15 protein-coding genes are annotated in these 15,002 nt (G+C 55.9%); 11 read left to right on the forward strand and 4 right to left on the reverse strand.

Annotation, left to right across the window (positions count from 1 at the left end):
* Window positions 1–394: 394 nt before the first annotated feature.
* From dcm to J7412_RS08470, 4 genes are all read left to right on the forward strand, one after another.
* Window positions 395–1,441 carry a DNA (cytosine-5-)-methyltransferase gene (gene dcm / locus J7412_RS08455; protein WP_209078237.1) on the forward strand — a complete coding sequence of 349 codons (1,047 nt, stop codon included), beginning with the start codon at window positions 395–397 and terminating at the stop codon, window positions 1,439–1,441.
* Window positions 1,442–1,472: 31 nt separating this feature from the next.
* Window positions 1,473–1,904, forward strand: a complete 432-nt coding sequence (locus tag J7412_RS08460) for a very short patch repair endonuclease (RefSeq protein WP_247743809.1) — start codon at window positions 1,473–1,475, stop codon at window positions 1,902–1,904.
* The gene (locus J7412_RS08465; RefSeq protein ID WP_209078238.1) at window positions 1,889–3,199 is read left to right on the forward strand and encodes an MvaI/BcnI family restriction endonuclease; all 1,311 of its coding nucleotides are present in this window, start codon (window positions 1,889–1,891) and stop codon (window positions 3,197–3,199) included. Before J7412_RS08460 ends, J7412_RS08465 begins: the two co-directional genes overlap by 16 nt.
* A 125-nt stretch (window positions 3,200–3,324) precedes the next feature.
* Entirely contained in the window at window positions 3,325–4,779 is a 1,455-nt protein-coding gene (locus J7412_RS08470; protein WP_209078239.1) for a hypothetical protein, read from the forward strand.
* A 737-nt stretch (window positions 4,780–5,516) separates the two neighbouring features.
* Here J7412_RS08470 and J7412_RS08475 read toward each other — a convergent pair.
* The gene (locus J7412_RS08475) at window positions 5,517–6,662 is read right to left on the reverse strand and encodes a site-specific integrase (protein WP_209078240.1); all 1,146 of its coding nucleotides are present in this window, start codon (window positions 6,660–6,662) and stop codon (window positions 5,517–5,519) included.
* Between the two features lie 275 nt (window positions 6,663–6,937).
* Between J7412_RS08475 and dusA the strand changes: the two genes are divergently transcribed.
* From dusA to J7412_RS08495, 4 genes are all read left to right on the forward strand, one after another.
* Window positions 6,938–7,960: a tRNA dihydrouridine(20/20a) synthase DusA gene (gene dusA / locus J7412_RS08480; RefSeq protein WP_209078241.1), complete on the forward strand. Its 1,023-nt coding sequence runs from the start codon at window positions 6,938–6,940 to the stop codon at window positions 7,958–7,960.
* A 128-nt stretch (window positions 7,961–8,088) separates the two neighbouring features.
* On the forward strand, window positions 8,089–8,916 hold the full coding sequence (locus J7412_RS08485) for a sulfite exporter TauE/SafE family protein (protein ID WP_209078242.1): 828 nt from the start codon (window positions 8,089–8,091) through the stop codon (window positions 8,914–8,916).
* Window positions 8,910–9,701 (forward strand): hypothetical protein, encoded by a 792-nt coding sequence (locus tag J7412_RS08490; protein WP_209078243.1) that lies wholly within the window; start codon window positions 8,910–8,912, stop codon window positions 9,699–9,701. Before J7412_RS08485 ends, J7412_RS08490 begins: the two co-directional genes overlap by 7 nt.
* 166 nt (window positions 9,702–9,867) lie before the next feature.
* Window positions 9,868–10,932, forward strand: a complete 1,065-nt coding sequence (locus J7412_RS08495) for a calcium-binding protein (RefSeq protein WP_209078244.1) — start codon at window positions 9,868–9,870, stop codon at window positions 10,930–10,932.
* A 61-nt stretch (window positions 10,933–10,993) separates the two neighbouring features.
* On the opposite strand, the gene J7412_RS08500 is transcribed toward J7412_RS08495, so the two are convergent.
* Genes J7412_RS08500 through ccmI form a run of 3 tightly spaced genes read right to left on the reverse strand, consistent with a single transcriptional unit; the run spans window position 10,994 to window position 12,935 of the window.
* Window positions 10,994–11,227 carry a DUF1289 domain-containing protein gene (locus J7412_RS08500; RefSeq protein ID WP_209060405.1) on the reverse strand — a complete coding sequence of 78 codons (234 nt, stop codon included), beginning with the start codon at window positions 11,225–11,227 and terminating at the stop codon, window positions 10,994–10,996.
* Window positions 11,224–11,709 carry a Holliday junction resolvase RuvX gene (gene ruvX, locus J7412_RS08505; protein ID WP_209078245.1) on the reverse strand — a complete coding sequence of 162 codons (486 nt, stop codon included), beginning with the start codon at window positions 11,707–11,709 and terminating at the stop codon, window positions 11,224–11,226. The genes J7412_RS08500 and ruvX overlap by 4 nt, the downstream gene beginning before the upstream one ends.
* The gene (gene ccmI, locus J7412_RS08510; protein ID WP_209078246.1) at window positions 11,706–12,935 is read right to left on the reverse strand and encodes a c-type cytochrome biogenesis protein CcmI; all 1,230 of its coding nucleotides are present in this window, start codon (window positions 12,933–12,935) and stop codon (window positions 11,706–11,708) included. Before ccmI ends, ruvX begins: the two co-directional genes overlap by 4 nt.
* Before the next feature lie 178 nt (window positions 12,936–13,113).
* On the opposite strand from ccmI, the gene J7412_RS08515 reads away from it, so the two are divergent.
* From J7412_RS08515 to J7412_RS08525, 3 genes are read left to right on the forward strand one after another with little or no spacing between them, the layout of a single operon-like run.
* Complete coding sequence (locus tag J7412_RS08515) at window positions 13,114–14,361, forward strand: sarcosine oxidase subunit beta family protein (RefSeq protein ID WP_209060402.1); 1,248 nt, start codon at window positions 13,114–13,116, stop codon at window positions 14,359–14,361.
* On the forward strand, window positions 14,361–14,624 hold the full coding sequence (locus J7412_RS08520; protein ID WP_209078247.1) for a hypothetical protein: 264 nt from the start codon (window positions 14,361–14,363) through the stop codon (window positions 14,622–14,624). The genes J7412_RS08515 and J7412_RS08520 overlap by 1 nt, the downstream gene beginning before the upstream one ends.
* Window positions 14,618–14,947 (forward strand): sarcosine oxidase subunit delta, encoded by a 330-nt coding sequence (locus J7412_RS08525; RefSeq protein WP_209060400.1) that lies wholly within the window; start codon window positions 14,618–14,620, stop codon window positions 14,945–14,947. Before J7412_RS08520 ends, J7412_RS08525 begins: the two co-directional genes overlap by 7 nt.
* Window positions 14,948–15,002: the final 55 nt, after the last annotated feature.

The following is a 15,002-nucleotide window of genomic DNA, read 5'->3' on the forward strand; positions in this document are numbered from 1 at the left end:
ACCGGAGCGACATAAGCTCTGCTCCGGTCTCACTGAACTCTGAAGAGAGCTAAGTGCAGAGTTTTTTGGGTTTTTCTCGACGCCGTTCAAGGGCGGTGAAACAAAACTTTATGCCGAAAATGCAATTAAAGTGGCTTCGGTTTTTGAATTTCGGCCAATGTAAAATACGCCACGCGACGAAGGCGACTAAAGAGGGGTACGATCCTGCGACATGAACGGAAATGGGTAGTTCACGCGATCAGAGAAGGACTCTGGGACCGTATTTCTTGGCTACCCTCGCTACAAGAACGAAATATGAACAAATTTGTGGGAAACTGAACAGATAGTTACTAATACTGGCCTGGACCGGGCCGTTATACCCATATATAGTGCATAAAAAAGAGGTGCGACCAGGATGAGCCAAGGCTTCACATTTATTGATCTTTTCGCCGGAATCGGTGGTTTGCGCCAGGCTATGGAGAGCATCGGCGGGCAATGTGTCTTCACGAGCGAGTGGGATAAGTTCTCAAAACAGACTTATGAGGCCAACTACCGCGACAACCGTCCGATCGTCGGCGATATTCGTGAAGTGGCTGCCGAAGACATCCCACCGCACAATGTGCTGTGTGCCGGTTTCCCCTGTCAGCCATTCTCCTTAGCCGGTGTTTCCAAAAAGAACTCACTCGGCCGAGAGCATGGATTTCGTGATGAAGCACAGGGAACACTGTTCTTTGATGTTGTCAGGATCCTTGAGCATCATCGGCCTGAAGCCTTCATGCTGGAGAATGTCAAAAACCTGACGAGTCATGACAAGGGAAAAACCTTTGAAGTGATCATGGGCGCTTTGCAGGAACTTGGATACTCGGTGAAGGCTCAGGTGATCGACGCTCAGCACTTCGTTCCTCAACATCGCCAGAGGATTGTGATCGTTGGCTTCAAGGAAGACACCGGTTTCACTTTTGAAGACCTCCAGATGAAGCCGAAGGGCAGTATTAAGCTTGGGTCGATCCTTCATCCTCAGAATGGAACGGAGGCAGCCGAAACTCCTTATACTGAGGGCCCGGATGCCACAGTGAACCCAAAATACACACTGACGGATAAACTTTGGGAATACCTGCAGAACTACGCTGCCAAACATAAAGCCGCAGGAAACGGCTTTGGGTTTGGCTTGGTTGGACCCGAAAATGTCTCTCGAACGCTGTCCGCTCGTTACCACAAGGACGGGTCTGAGATCCTGATTGATCAGGGGGAGGGTTGTAACCCTCGCCGCCTGACACCGCGTGAATGCGCTCGCCTCATGGGATATTCTGATGACTTCAGAATTCCGGTGTCTGACACCCAGGCCTATCGCCAGTTTGGGAACAGCGTTGCCGTTCCGGTGTTCAAAGAAGTTGCACGCATCATGGCACCTCATCTTGCGCACGTGATGGACAACCGCCCGAAGGAGGCAGTCTCTGTCTGACGTTCACGATCCAGCTACCCGCAGCCGCAATATGTCGGCTATTCGCAGCAAAAATACCAAGCCAGAACTTCTGATCCGCCGTGGGCTTCATGCCCGCGGCTTTCGCTTTCGCCTTCATGAAAAGTCGCTCCCTGGGACACCAGACATTGTCCTTCGCCGATATAACGCTCTGATTGATGTGCGGGGGTGCTTCTTCCATGGTCATAACTGCGATCTATTCCGGCTACCGCGCACTCGAAGGGATTTCTGGGAAAGCAAAATTTTCTCGAACAGAGCGCGCGACATCAAAACAGCAAAGGAGCTTCGGGCGATGGGCTGGAGGGTCGCTACGGTCTGGGAATGCGCCCTCCGTGGCTCAAAGAAAATCAATTCGGAAACTGTTATTGACTCTCTCTCCCAATGGTTGTCCTCTGACGAAAAATTATTTGAAATCAGAGGCGTCGACTCATGTTCACCTCCCTGAGCAACCTTATTTCAGCAATGCAAGATGCGGGGGCGGAGCGATTTTATGCGAAACGTCTTGCCCCAAATGACAACTCGAAGAACCAAGTTTACCTGGGTGGCGGCTTTGATGCGCTCAACATCATCCCGCATGGTGATATCGAGACCGATTTTTCTGAGAAAGCAGGATCTGTCCGGCGGCGCGACAAAGCTTCTGTCGAGTTCTATTGGATAGACAGCCAGGGAGCATGGCGAGCACCCAACGCCCAGCTCATCCTTTACCCCAAATACCCCGAAGTCAGAATGTCGGGCTTTCTGCAGAAAGCTGCGAACGCACCGAAGGGCCTCATGGTCTCTCGCGATGAAGGAAGGGTGATGTTCTTCGGTGTTTCCCCCGAGGGGCGTGTTTTTGGCTATGTAGACGCCCATGATTCAGACATAGTCGCCGAGCTTGACGATCTGGGTGAGTTTCCGTCGGAAGGTGTATTCTCGAACATCACCCGTCTGGTAACCACCGCCAGCCGCGACCCTCGTGAGATTCTTCTGGAAGCACTTCGGAACGTTCATGGAAAAGGCTGGATTTCCGGTCAAAGACTGCACTCCGATGGGGTAATCAGGCCGTATTCCGCACAGAATGGTGGTGGATATACTCTCGAAGCTGAACTGGGGATTATCCCCAACGGAATCGCGGAGCCTGACTTTATGGGATGGGAGATCAAGCAGTATTCAGTCAGGGATTTCGTGAATTTTCGGGCGAAATCACCAGTCACATTGATGACTCCTGAGCCAACCTCAGGCGTATATTCTGACAATTTTCCGCTGTTTATGAATGACTTCGGTTACGACGACACTAAAGGCCGACCGGGGCGCCGGAACTTCGGCGGCATTTACAAATACGGATCCGAAGCGCACGCGCGCACTTCGGTTCGGATGATCGTTGAAGGATACGACACGGAAAAGGGCAAGATTGACGACATGGGTGGGAGCATCTTGCTGGTCGCCTCTGATGATCGCGTTGCCGCAGGTTGGGAGTTCAAGAACCTGCTAAACCATTGGAATCGCAAGCATGCTCAAGCGGCCTACCTTCCTTCACTGTCATCCGGCAGCCCGAGGCAATATCAATATGCCGACAGGGTCCAGCTTGGCCAAGGAACTGATTTCTTAAGGTTCATGCGGCTCGTCAGCCAAGGCAGTGTCTATCTTGATCCGGCAGTGAAGGTCGAGAATGGCCGCCAAAAGAAACGCAACCAGTTTCGTGTGAACCACGCAGATCTTCCTGATCTGTATCAATCATTCGAAACCCTGCAATTCGCTTGATCGTTGTCAGATCACTTTCAACTCACCACGCTATAGTTCTTTTCAGCTGTAGAAATTGAATAACCCCGAACTTAGCTCGAAGTAACGCGTTCTTGCGAGCAAACTTGATAGAGAATTTAGGGAAAATGATTGAGAATCTTACTGTCGGAAAAACCGCTGCATTTTTCGCCATAAGAGAGAACCTCACCCATGCAGTGGTCGACGAATTGTTCAAGCAACTTCGCCAAAAGCATGGCACCACCCGAAATAATGTTTTTAGACACATTCGCGAACGCATGGGCGACGCGCGTTGGTCTGCAATCTGCTTCAAATATGAAGCACCACCTGTGTTTCTCGATTCAGCATCTGGAATGCGAGAGGAGCTCCTCGGTTACTTACTCATGGTGGAATATCAAGAACATGCGGCGCTGTTTACTTCGCGCCTCAGTTTGCCATCCGCATTCAAAACTAAACATCTTGCACCAGTAGCAACGAGCCGCGTGGAGGGAGCAATTGCTCACGAAGATGCAGTGTTCCAGAAAATGAGGATGCGAAATATGTCCGTGTCACAACACGTGATGAGAAACAAAACATTGGAAGCTCCGAATTTGGCTAATGTCGTGGGGCCAGCAGGCAGTCGTAGATATGCTCCGCAGACCTACGCTGTCACCGTCGATGGCACCTACAGAACGGCTACCCCAAGCACAGGTCGGATTGGAGTTCGATCAGGCAAAGTAGCCCATCAGGATCTGATTGACTTCGCCGTAACCACAATCGACGCGCTACGACAGGATCCTGTCGATGTTTCACCCTTCATCAAAACTTTTGCCCGGCCGATCTCGCTTTCTGACGCACTGAGGTTGTCACAGCCTTCTGCTATTGCGGTAGATACGGCGCGCCTCGCGGCCTCAGTCATTGGTGATGAAGCCACACATCGGCTGGTTTGGACCGAAGGGGAAACTTTCGCGCTTTCTGACGACGAAATCAACGGGCTCCTCGGCGACCTTGAACCTGTGCTGATCATCGAAGGTGACGGGAAGATGCGTTCAGCAAGACTTCCGGATCAGGGTGATGAGTGCGCCAGGATCAGCTTGAATAAGAGCCGAATTGCGTTGAGATCGCTGACACTTGGTGCCTCAGCCTCGGTGAAAGTTGAATCGCGCAGCGTGGCGTTGGGACAAGATCCTGATAAGCAAGCGCTTCAGTCTTTTATTGATGAAGAGAACAGCTTCATAGTTCTGTTCGACGATGTTCGTCTTTCCTACATTGGGGGCCAAGTATTTCAAGACGAAGCAATGCTGGATGGAGGGATCGGAGTTCTACCTTACTTACTTCCGGAAGCGTCCCTCCAAACCGTGGTCAGCGAGAAAGGTAATTTCGTGGCGAACCAAGATGAGTTCGACGACACCTCCACGTTCGGGGCTATCGTTAAGCACATCGCTGCGGAGGATGATGTCTTGGTCTGCGATGACCTTGGCGATGAATGGGCAGACTTCATTGGTATCAGGGAAGACGCAGGCTTTGTCCAGGTGAGTTTCTACCACGCGAAACATGGCCCACTTGAGCTCAGTGCTGGATCGTTTCACATAGCTGTAAGCTAGGCGATTAAGAACCTTGGAAATATGATGCTTCCGCCAGAGCGAATGGAGGCTAAAATCCAAGGTTGGAGCACCACTTACTATGCGCCGAAACAACAGACTCAAATCGAAAGAATAATTCGAAACAATGCAGGCGATCTTGGTGCTTCGGTCGCCCGTGGAAGAAACGCACCAGATGTGCGACGACGAGCGATAATCGTAACTTCATCGCTCAGTAAGCAGGCAGTCGAGAAGGCGTTTGCCGACATTCAGAATGGACAGCGACCATCCCACTCATTCGTTCAATTGTATTGGCTCCTTCAGTCCTTCTTCTCGGCCTGCACTGAGGTAGGCGCGACAGGATCAATTGTCTGTCGACCTTGAGCTGGCCGTTCGCCTCATTTTGTGCACTCATGCTGTGTGACCTGCCCCGAGGGTGCTTCTTGGGATGCACCCTCGGGGCATACTCTTTCTTGAGTTTGAACATCATGAGGGGATTCTCGAATATCAGGTTTCTGCGGCCAGCCCCGGAAATACTGATTATTTCACGTGAGATTCCCAATTTCCCTTAGCCTTTCGGCCCGTTTTATTCGGCATCGGCACTCTGGCACTGTCTTCGGGAGGCATGGGGCGGAGGTTACATCCTTCCATATTGCCCCAACATGAGGCCCGCGTGACCACAATTGTTGGTCTTTCGGATATCGAGGGCGATGTTTTTGCCTTTCTCGGCTTTCGACAGCCAAATAGTGGTTGCCTTGAATTCACAGAGGCGCCTTTGCAACGTCCCACCATTTCCAGCCTTCGTATTTGTCTCCGCGCTGCTTGATCTGCGTGTAGCGTTTCAGGCATTGCCATGATTGATGGCCCGAAATTTGAGCCACTTGTGGGATTGTCAGTCCCATCTCGAACAGCCGGGAAATTCCCTCATGTCGAAGATCGTGAAAATGCAGGTCTTCGATCCCGAGCAGTTTGCAGGCATCGGTGAACCGCCGACTGACGACATCTCTGTTGTATGGGAAAATCCTATCCTCAGTGCGAGGCATGGATTCGATGATCGCCCGCGCTTCTTCCTGAATCGAGAGCGTCATGTCATTTCCCTGAGTCTGCCTGGGGTGTTTCATGTTGCGGATGGTGATTTCTTCATTCTCCCGATCGTAGTCTTTCCAGGTTTGCGACACGATGGCTCCTTGGCGATGGGTTTCGAAGATCGCTGCCGGCACGATTTTGTGCATCGGTACCATTCGGGGATTTTTCCGGTATCCGTCGACGAAGTGGTTCATCAACAAGTCGAGCTCGTGGAGGGTGGGACGACGGGTTCGTTGAGCTGATTTCGTGACGATCTTCTGATGTTGAAGGGTACGCATGGCCTCTTCGAATTCGGCGCGTGGCATGGTGACGCCGCAGATTGGCCCGCCAAAACGGATCAGCGTGCCCAGGGTCACCATATATCCGTTGACCGTTTGCGGTTTGCGGGGTTTGAAAGTGTAATGTGCAGGCGTGTCTTTTTGCGGATCAACTGGGCGCGCCTGAAGACCGGACAGTAGCTCCATTGCGATTTTTACGAAATCCTGTGCCAATAGGTCTTCGATGGCAGATGCGCCAAAATCCAATCGCTGAAAATAACTCAGCATCTGGGATTTGGATTTGCCGAAACCTTCAGGGGAGGCATCAATATAGTCGTTTATGCAATCGGCAACGCTTTTGCGCGTCTTTGCCTTTGCGGCGCGTTCAAGACCACCCGGCTTTTTCAAGGCGTCTTCACGACGCTTCAGCCAGCTTTTCGCTGCCTGCTCCGAGGCAAATGTCTCGACCAGGTTAAGGATGACCTTTCCGTTTTTCTTCTTGCGGATCTGGACGGTGTAGCTCGGTTTGCCATTGGCCTTAAGGCGTTCTGTGATAGTTCCCATGGGAATTCCTTTCAGTCACGGGTTTTCCATGGCCGGGACATCTGATCGTTTGATTTTTTCGGAAGCGGGTTTGATTGGGTTTGAAACCTAAATCGGGGGCGATCGAGCCGAATGGGGCGGAACTGATGGGGTAGGATGGCAGCCTGGCAGTGCTCGAACCGGAGTGCTGGAACTTGGGGTGGAAAAAGTGCTACACGGCGCCATCGGTGCTACATTCTGTAGCACTGCACCCAAAAACGGGGCTAAATCGGGCCAAAACGAGGAAAACGGTGAAGATGGCGGATTCGAAAAACCAAGAAAAATCAGGGTTTTCCGAAGTGAGGCGCGCCGCGCGCCTGTCCGTTGCCCCCATGATGGACTGGACTGACAGGCATTGTCGGTATCTGCACCGGATGCTGTCCAGACATACGCTGCTTTATACCGAGATGGTCACGGCGCCGGCGTTGGTGCGGGGCGGGGCTGTGCATTTGCTGGACTTCAGCGAGGAAGAGCATCCTGTGGCGCTGCAGCTGGGTGGCTCGGACCCTGAGGAGCTGGCCAAAGCGGCCAAGCTGGCCGAGGCGCGGGGCTATGATGAGATTAACCTGAATTGTGGCTGTCCAAGTGATCGGGTGCAATCGGGCACATTTGGAGCGGTTTTGATGCGCACACCTGAGCTCGTTGCCGATTGCATGAAGGCCATACAGGATGCGGTGTCTGTAGAGGCGACGGTGAAATGCCGCATCGGGGTGGATGACCAGATCCCCGAAGAGGTTCTGCCGTATTTCATTGAAACCATGGCCAAAGCCGGGGTGCGCCGTATTTCGGTGCATGCGCGCAAAGCCTGGTTGCAGGGGCTCAGCCCGAAAGAGAACCGCGACATTCCTCCGCTGGATTATCCGCTGGTGCATCGCATGAAACAGGCCTTTTCGGAGCTGCATATCTCCATCAACGGCGGCATTGAAACCCTTGATCAGGCAGAGAAACATCTGGCGGACGGGTTGGATGGCGTGATGATCGGACGCTCTGCCTATCATACCCCGTCTGATGTGCTCTGCGCTGCGGATCGGCGGATTTACGGCGCGGGGACGGACAGTGATCCGATCGCCGTGGTGCAGCAGATGCTGCCCTATATCGAAGCGCATCTCTCGCAAGGCGGAAAGCTGCATCAGGTCACCCGCCATATGCTGGGCCTGTTTGCCGGTCGTCCCGGCGCGCGCGCATGGCGGCGCTACCTGTCTGAAAACGCCACCGCAAAGACCGCCGGGCCGAACACTGTTCTGGCAGCCCTCAGCCATGTGACGCAATCCGCCGCCTGAGCGGGGCGTTTGTGAGTACGCGCTCGCAGACTAAGTAGATGACATTCCCGCCAGCGGCTTTTGCGCCGCTTGCAGGGGCCTGAAAATTCGGCTTTACCTTCGCGCGCGAACAAACTGCGGAGCCGAAAATGTCCCAAGATCCAGCCCTTCTGTTGCAAATGCTTGTGCTTCTGCTTGTCATCGGCGCGCTTGCCGGGGTCCTTGCGGGACTGTTGGGTGTGGGCGGTGGCATCGTCCTGGTGCCGGCTTTCTTCTATGCGTTTTCAGCGCTTGGCTATGACGGGCCGCAGCTGATGCAGATTTGTCTGGCGACCTCTCTGGCGACCATCATTGTGACATCGCTGCGCTCTGTGGCGAGCCACAACAAAAAAGGTGCCGTGGATTGGGAGATCCTGCGCGGTTGGGCACCGAGCATTGCCGTTGGGGCCGTGATTGGCGTGCTGGTCGCGGCCAACCTGCGCTCGGTCACGCTGCAGGTTGTCTTTGGCGGTCTCGCGCTGGTGATTGGCGCCTATATGGGGCTGGGCAAAGCGCATTGGCGGCTGGGTCAGGCCATGCCCAAAGGGGCAGGGCGGCTTTCGCTGAGCCCGGCGGTCGGGTTCCTGTCTGTGCTGATGGGCATTGGCGGGGGCAGCTTTGGCGTGCCGCTGATGACGCTGTTTAACGTACCGATCCATCGCGCTGTGGCCACGGCGGCCGGATTTGGCGTCACCATTGCTGTGCCTGCGGTGATTGGTTTTCTGTTTATGGAGATCGATCCGGCCAGCCGCCCGCCGCTGACCATCGGCGCGGTCAATATGGTGGCGTTTTTCATCATCATTGCCATGACGCTCATCACCGCGCCGTTTGGGGTGAAGCTTGCGCATTCCATGGACCCCAAACCGCTCAAGCGCGTCTTTGCAGTGTTCCTGACGCTGGTGGCGCTGAACATGCTGCGAAAGGCCTTCGGATGGTAACCGATTTTGCGGCGCGCGGTTGGGCCAAGCTGCCATATGATGCGGCGGTGCGCGACTGGGCAGCCTCGGCTTGGCAGGCCGGTCAGATTGCCAAAGATGCGCCGGAGCACGCGCTTTGGTGGGATTGCGAGAACACCTGGTTCATTGGTGTGGATGCGCTGCCAAATGACACGGCGGGGGCGATTGGTGCAGGGCCAGCCCTGACCGGCGCGCCGGTGGAAAGCATTCTGGCGCTGTATGGCGAGGTTTTGCCGCTGCATCCGGGGCAGCTGTCCATCACTTATCCGGGCTATCCAAGACCGCGCATGGGCGAAAGTGAGGCGGGGTTTCGCTATCGCATCAAGCGGGACGCAGCCCATCTGGACGGGTTGCAAAAGGGCGAGGATGGCGGGCGCTATATTGCAGAGCCGCACGCATGGATATTGGGGCTGCCGCTCACGGAAAATACGGACACCGAAGCCCCTTTGGTGATCTGGGAAGGCAGTCACGAGATCATGCGCGCCGCTTTGCTGGACGCGCTGGCGGCGCATCCGCAAGACAAGTGGCATGCGGTGGATTTGCAAACGCCCTATCAGGCTGCGCGTAAACTGGTGTTTGAGACGTGCACCAGGGTGAAGGTGATCGCCCAGCCCGGCGAGGCTATCCTGATGCACCGGCTATCTGTACATGGAGTCTCGGCATGGGAGAGTGAGTCGGAGGATCTCCCCTCGCGTGAATGTCGCGCCATTGCCTATTTTCGCCCGATACTGCCGGGCGGTGCGGTGGCCTGGCTTGCGAATACCTGAGGTTTTAGAGGTTGTTATCGGGTGATTTCGCGAACAGTTCGCCCTATGGGTGTGGATTGGATACGGCTGGGAAACGCTCGTTAACTAAGCATTTATTTTCCTAAAAATTGAGTTTAGGTTTTGTCTACATCTTTATGCGAGTACGATTTTTAGGGGCACTGAATCGATGGAATTACTGATTTTGCTGGGCCTTGTGGCTGCTGGCGGCGCTGCGGCCATGGTGGCTGACTCTGACGACGGTGATGATGACGTGTCGTTTGAGGAGCAGGAAGGCACCGACGAAGGTGATGAGCTGCTGGGTGGAGATGGTCCTGACCGCATAGATGGTGGGGCAGGTGATGACACAATTGTCGGCGCAGGCAGCGGCGATGAGCTTTCAGGCAGCGCGGACAATGACAACATCCGGGGCGGCCCTGGTGGGGATCGCATTTCTGGCGGTAATGGCGATGACGTGCTGCTCGGAGAGAATGGCAACGACACCATCCTAGCTGGCTGGGGCAATGATTCTATGGATGGCGGCAGTGGCTCTGATCGTCTCGAAGGCTCCAATGGCAATGACAGTATCGTTGGTGGCGACGACAACGACACGCTTGTGGGCGAAGACGGCAATGACACCCTGCTTGGCGGTTTCGGCAGCGATGTTTTGGATGGCGGCACTGGCAATGACAGCCTCAAAGGTGGCACCGACAATGATGAACTGAGCGGTGGCGATGATGAAGACACGCTGCATGGCGGTGATGGTGATGATACCCTTTTGGGTGGTGCAGATGATGATGCATTGATCGGCAATGGTGGCGCAGACCGTCTGGATGGGGGAGCTGGTGACGACGAACTGTTGGGTGTCGACCTTGATCGCAGCAACAGTGGTGTGTTTGTTGACGATAGTGGCGCGGATACGCTGGTAGGGGGGGCCGGCGACGATATCTTCGCCCTGGGCTCTGGGGATTCTGCTGAAGGTGGCTCTGGAAATGATGTCTTCATTACCGGCGAATGGGTCCGGGAAGATAACCTGCCCCAGATTTCTGACTTCTCGACAACCGAAGACCAACTTGTGGTCTATATTCCGACTTCGGAAACCTCGGCCGCAGTTACGGTTACTCCGTCGACAGAGCTTGGGGATGGTTGGTTTACCGTGACCTATGACGGTCAGGACGTTGCTGAAGTGTTCGGGCGCGGGTTTAGCGCGGCCAACGTGGCCGTGATCAACAGCGTGCGTGCGCCTGCTTCATAAAACTCATTGTTAAACGGAGTTGTAAAAATAAGGGCACGTTGAAGACGGGCGTGCCCCTTTTTTACCGCTTCAGCCGTGCTGCCCGTCCGCCGCGGCGTTGTTTGAGTTGTGGGGCGCGTGTGGGCAGCTCTGCCATGATCGTGCCGCGTTCGTCTTGGGACATTTGCGACCAGCGGGTGATCTCGTCGATGGTGCGCAGACAGCCGGTGCAGATCCGGGCTTCCGGATGCACAACGCAGACTTGTATGCACGGGCTTTCAACCTCGTTACGTTTCCAAACGCTGTCCTTGCTCACGTCGCGCTCCCCAAATGGTTTAGCCGGTCCAAGACCCCTTGCAGGATATAGGAGGCGGCCACATGGTCGATCACCTCTGCGCGACGTTTACGTGACGTATCCGCCTCAAGGAGCGCCCGTTCTGCCGCCACGGTGGACAAGCGCTCGTCCCAGAAGCCGATGGGCACCGACACCAGCGGGGCGAGATTGCGGGCAAAGGCGCGGGTGGACTGGGCGCGGGGGCCTTCGGAGCCGTCCATGTTGCGTGGCAACCCCAGGATGATCCCGCCTATGGCGCGTTCATTGAGGAGGGTCACCAGACGCTGCGCGTCCACTCCAAATTTCTTGCGCTTCACGGTCTCAATCGGTGTGGCAACGGTGCGCAGACCGTCGCTCACCGCCACACCGATGGTCTTGGTGCCCAGATCGAGCCCCATCAGCGCTGTCATGGGCGCAAGATTGGGGGCGAGGTCTTCGATGGTTTCAAAGATGGTGGTGGTCATTGCAGCAACCCCGCACGAGCGGCACCGGCGCGCACAATCTCCAGCGCCTCCGGGACGGACACAAAAATCTGCTGCGCCTCGTTCCAGATCGCTTGCGCGCGCTCGGTTTCGCCGAGCACGCCGTAAGAGCTGATCAGCTGGGCCCATTCCTGCGGAGTGCCACCTTCGGTCGCCAGACGGTCAGACAGCTGTGCCACCATTCCCTGGATCATCGCTTGCCGATCCTCCGCGCTCAGCTCTTCGGCGGCGGCAAGATCCTCGTCAGACGGGCCGACCGGACCAGCGTGCGGGGCAGGGGGCATTTTGTAATCCACACCGGCATACCAAGCGAGTTCTGAAATGGTGTTGCGGATGGCGGGCACCCAAGGGGCGTCTGCCGGGCTTTGGCGCAGGACCTGATCCCAGAGGCGGAAAGCGGCATCGGGGCGGCCGTTCTGCCACATCATCAGACCCAGATAGTAGCGGCCAAGATTGTTCAGCGGGTCAATCCGTAGGGCGGCACGCAGGCTGGCCTCGGCTTCTGGCGAGACATAGTTCTGCGCGCCTGCGATCAGCAAATTGGCATGCAGCACATAATCACCAGCCGTCGCATTGTCGCCTTTCAGCGCGATCACCTGTGCCTGTGCCTCATAAGCGGCTTTGTGGTTGCCCAAGGTGGATTCGTTGCGCGCCAGAAGCATCTGACCGCGCAGATCATCCGGTTTTTCGGCCACTGCTGCGCGCAGTTTGGTCATAAGCTCGGCAAACTCAGGGTCAGGCGCTGGCAGGGGCACTGGGGTCTGCTCGGCTTCCATTTCCGCCTGCGAGGGGCGTGCCTTCATGTCCTCGGCCAGAGTTTCCAGCCGCACCTGCAGGGGCATGTCCCGGTGTCCGGGGGTGCCAAGCCACATATAGAGACCAAAGCTGCTGGCCGCGACGATCAGCATCAGCACAGCGGCCATGGCTTTGGTGCCGCCGCCGGCCTTTTCTGTATCGTTTTCATGGTTTTGCATCTGCGCGTCAGCAGTCAGAATGCGACGCGAAATCTCGGTGCGCATCCGCTCGGCATCCTCAGCGCCGATCACGCCACGCGCCAGATCACGGTCCACTTCCTTAAGCTGGTCGCGATAAACGCGCAGGTCATAGGCGGCGGGGTGCTCTTCGTCCTCACGGCGCCGCAAAAGCGCCAAAGCCAACATCGCAGCGGTGATCCCGGTCAGCGCAGCGGCAACAATCCAGAAAATCATGGGTACTCCATCAAGTTGGCTCCCATGTAGTGTCGCACAGGGGGCTGGAAAAGGGAAAATCACACATCTGACACCCCATGTCGCAACCAGTCCTCAAATGGGCGCTTTAATCTCGGACGACGCAGGTGCAAAAAGATCATATTCTCAGATAAGTTGCCTCATATCGGAATCACGCATCATGAGAAGATATTCAGCCTTTGCTATCGCCCGCGAAGCCGCCCGCTACCACACTGGCTGGGAACGGGCTTGGCGCTCGCCGGAACCCAAGAAGAAATATGATGTGATCATCGTTGGTGCCGGTGGGCACGGACTGGCCACCGCTTTCTATCTCGGCAAGAACTTCGGTATCACCAATGTGGCGATCATCGAGAAGGGCTGGCTGGGCGGCGGGAACACCGGTCGTAACACCACGATCATCCGCTCCAACTATCTGCAGGATCCTTCTGCGGCGCTCTATGAAAAAGCCCGCTCGCTTTATGAGACCATGTCGCAAGACCTGAACTACAACGTGATGTTCTCCCCACGCGGCGTGATCATGCTGGCGCAGACAGAGCACGAAGTGCGCGGCTATCAGCGTACCGCACATGCCAATGCGCTGCAGGGTGTGAAGACCGAGTTCATCGGCCCAGAGCGCGTGAAAGAGCTGGTGCCGATCATCAACATCGACGGCCCACGCTATCCGGTTCTGGGCGGTCTTTGGCAGGAACGCGGCGGCACCGGTCGTCACGATGCTGTGGCCTGGGGCTATGCCCGTGCCTGCTCTGACATGGGTATGGACATCATCCAGAAATGCGAAGTGACCGGCGTGCGCCAAGAGGGCGGCAAGGTCACCGGTGTGGACACCACCAAAGGTCCGATTGACTGTGACAAGCTTGGCCTTGTTGTGGCGGGCAACTCCGGTGCGCTGGCCAATATGGCGGGCTTCCGTCTGCCGATGGAATCTGTTGCGCTGCAGGCGCTGGTGTCTGAACCGATCAAACCCTGCATGGATGTGGTTGTGATGGCCAACACCGTGCACGGCTATATGTCTCAGTCTGACAAAGGCGAGATGGTGATCGGCGGCGGCACCGACGGGTTCAACAACTACACCCAACGCGGCAGCTTCCACCACATTGAGGAAACCGTGCGCGCGCTCTGCGAAACCTTCCCGATGGTCAGTCGCCTGAAGATGCTGCGCCAGTGGGGTGGTATCGTGGATGTGACCGGCGACCGTTCCCCTGTGATTGGCAAAACCCCGCTGGGCAACTGCTTCATCAACGCAGGCTGGGGCACCGGCGGCTTTAAAGCCATTCCGGGCGGCGGCTGGGCCACGGCTGAGCTGATCGCGAAAGGCGAACCAGGCCCGCTCTCAGCGGAATTTGGTATGGAACGTTTCATCGAAGGCCGCTTCATCGACGAAAGCGTCGCGGCCGGGGTGGCGCACTGATGTCAGCGCTTCATCTCGATCAACTCACGTTTCAGAAGCTCCTTCCGGTGCTTCAAAGAGACGGCGGGATCCGGTGGGATTGGCGAAGCTTCTCGAGGTTCCTGCTCGACCGTTTTGCTGATCCAATTCGAAACGGGCTTCCAGTGAAAGAAAGCAACGCAACACTGCATCAAAAACTCGATCATATCGGTGGCTCAACAATGGCTAACCATACTTATCTGGTCGAACATAATATTGATTTCAAGGAGTTCGCATCATGCTAACCCTTCAATGCCCCTATTGCGGCGTTCACGCCGAAGAAACTGAACTGCACGCCGAAGGCGAAGCGCATCTGAAGCGTTTTGGCCCCGGCTCGGCGGATGAGGACTTTGAAGGCTACCTCTTCATGCGCGAAAACCCGAAGGGTGTGCATTTTGAGCGCTGGCGTCATTCCAACGGCTGCGGCAAGTTCTTCCTTGCGGCCCGCTGCACCATGACACTTCAGGTCTTTGGCACCTATTCCGCGCAGACGCTGGAGCCGCCACAAGACATCAAAGACAAGATCACCGCGACTTACCCGGGCTGGAGCTGGCGCGAGTTCTCCTGATCTTCATCTTGCCGAAATACTCCCGTCGGAGGCATCTGACGGATCAACCCATGCA

The organism is Shimia sp. R9_3 (assembly GCF_017743755.1).
Classification (GTDB): Bacteria; Pseudomonadota; Alphaproteobacteria; order Rhodobacterales; family Rhodobacteraceae; genus Shimia.

Excerpts from the sequence above, each read along its gene's own strand:
- dusA (WP_209078241.1), top strand. The coding sequence starts at position 6,938 with ATGGCGGATTCGAAAAACCAAGAAAAATCAGGGTTTTCCGAAGTGAGG.
- J7412_RS08465 (WP_209078238.1), top strand. The coding sequence starts at position 1,889 with ATGTTCACCTCCCTGAGCAACCTTATTTCAGCAATGCAAGATGCGGGG.
- J7412_RS08490 (WP_209078243.1), top strand. The coding sequence starts at position 8,910 with ATGGTAACCGATTTTGCGGCGCGCGGTTGGGCCAAGCTGCCATATGAT.
- ruvX (WP_209078245.1), bottom strand. The coding sequence starts at position 11,709 with ATGACCACCACCATCTTTGAAACCATCGAAGACCTCGCCCCCAATCTT.
- dcm (WP_209078237.1), top strand. The coding sequence starts at position 395 with ATGAGCCAAGGCTTCACATTTATTGATCTTTTCGCCGGAATCGGTGGT.
- J7412_RS08525 (WP_209060400.1), top strand. The coding sequence starts at position 14,618 with ATGCTAACCCTTCAATGCCCCTATTGCGGCGTTCACGCCGAAGAAACT.
- J7412_RS08475 (WP_209078240.1), bottom strand. The coding sequence starts at position 6,662 with ATGGGAACTATCACAGAACGCCTTAAGGCCAATGGCAAACCGAGCTAC.
- J7412_RS08470 (WP_209078239.1), top strand. The coding sequence starts at position 3,325 with ATGATTGAGAATCTTACTGTCGGAAAAACCGCTGCATTTTTCGCCATA.
- J7412_RS08520 (WP_209078247.1), top strand. The coding sequence starts at position 14,361 with ATGTCAGCGCTTCATCTCGATCAACTCACGTTTCAGAAGCTCCTTCCG.
- J7412_RS08515 (WP_209060402.1), top strand. The coding sequence starts at position 13,114 with ATGAGAAGATATTCAGCCTTTGCTATCGCCCGCGAAGCCGCCCGCTAC.
- J7412_RS08460 (WP_247743809.1), top strand. The coding sequence starts at position 1,473 with ATGTCGGCTATTCGCAGCAAAAATACCAAGCCAGAACTTCTGATCCGC.
- J7412_RS08485 (WP_209078242.1), top strand. The coding sequence starts at position 8,089 with ATGTCCCAAGATCCAGCCCTTCTGTTGCAAATGCTTGTGCTTCTGCTT.
- J7412_RS08495 (WP_209078244.1), top strand. The coding sequence starts at position 9,868 with ATGGAATTACTGATTTTGCTGGGCCTTGTGGCTGCTGGCGGCGCTGCG.
- ccmI (WP_209078246.1), bottom strand. The coding sequence starts at position 12,935 with ATGATTTTCTGGATTGTTGCCGCTGCGCTGACCGGGATCACCGCTGCG.